General features: G+C 57.3%; 1 protein-coding gene. It reads right to left on the bottom strand.

What is annotated here, in order from left to right; translation table 11 throughout:
- Positions 1 to 72: 72 nt before the first annotated feature.
- Positions 73 to 875 (bottom strand): non-homologous end joining protein Ku (ku, locus tag AC1DM5_RS36495; RefSeq protein ID WP_477976940.1); only part of this gene is annotated, 803 nt, incomplete at its 5' end.

Here is an 875-nt window from a genome sequence, read left to right as displayed (position 1 = left end):
GATCCGACCCCGGCAGAAAAACGACGACCTCTCTAATCGGTATCGATGCGATGTAATCCATCACGGCACCTCCTAGCCAGTCTTGCTGGTCTTCAGATCTCCTTCGATCGACTTCCGCAGGGCATCCATGATGTTGATGACATTCGAAGCGGGAGCCCCGGCCTCCGTCTTCTTGCCCTTGGCAGTCTTCCTCGGCTTGAGGAGTTTCTTCTTCTCTTCAATGAGTTTCAGCAGGCTTTCCTGTATCGGGTCGCTGACCATGGCCGGCGACCAGCGCGCGGACTTTTGCTTGATGAATTGTTGGATCAACGGAATGAGATCCGGGTCGGCCTTCTCGTCGATGTCTTCGAAGTAATTCTCTTCCGGACGAACCTCGTCGCCGAAGCGCAAGCTCCACAGAACGATGCCTTCATCGCGGGGCTCGAGGATCACAGCGCGTTCCCGCCGACCCATGACGAGCTTCGAGACGCCTACGACCTTGTCGGCCTTCATCGCGTCGCGGATCACCGCAAAGGCCTCTTGCCCGACGGCATCGTCCGGCATCAGATAGTGTGCCTTTTCCAGGTAGACCCATTCGATACTATTGGCGGGAACGAACTTCTCGATGTCGATCGTCTTCACCGTCTCAAGCGCTACCGCGTCGAGATCGTCGTCGGTCAGGATGACGTAGTCGTTCTCGCCCCGGGCGTACCCTTTCGCTTCGTTGTTCTCCTTCACCGGCTTCCCGGTCACCGAGTCGATGTATTGGGAAACCACGCGGTTTCCAGTGTCCTTGTTCAGGGTGTGGAAACGGACCTTCTCTGATTCCGATGTCGCCGGGGTCATCGCCACCGGGCAGGTGACCAGCGAGAGCTTCAGGTAGCCTTTCCAATAGT

The sequence above is a fragment of the Rhizobium sp. 01T437 genome (assembly GCF_056398505.1).
The sequence above is the reverse complement of the archived record's forward strand: the minus strand, read 5'-3'. Positions and strand labels throughout refer to the sequence as shown.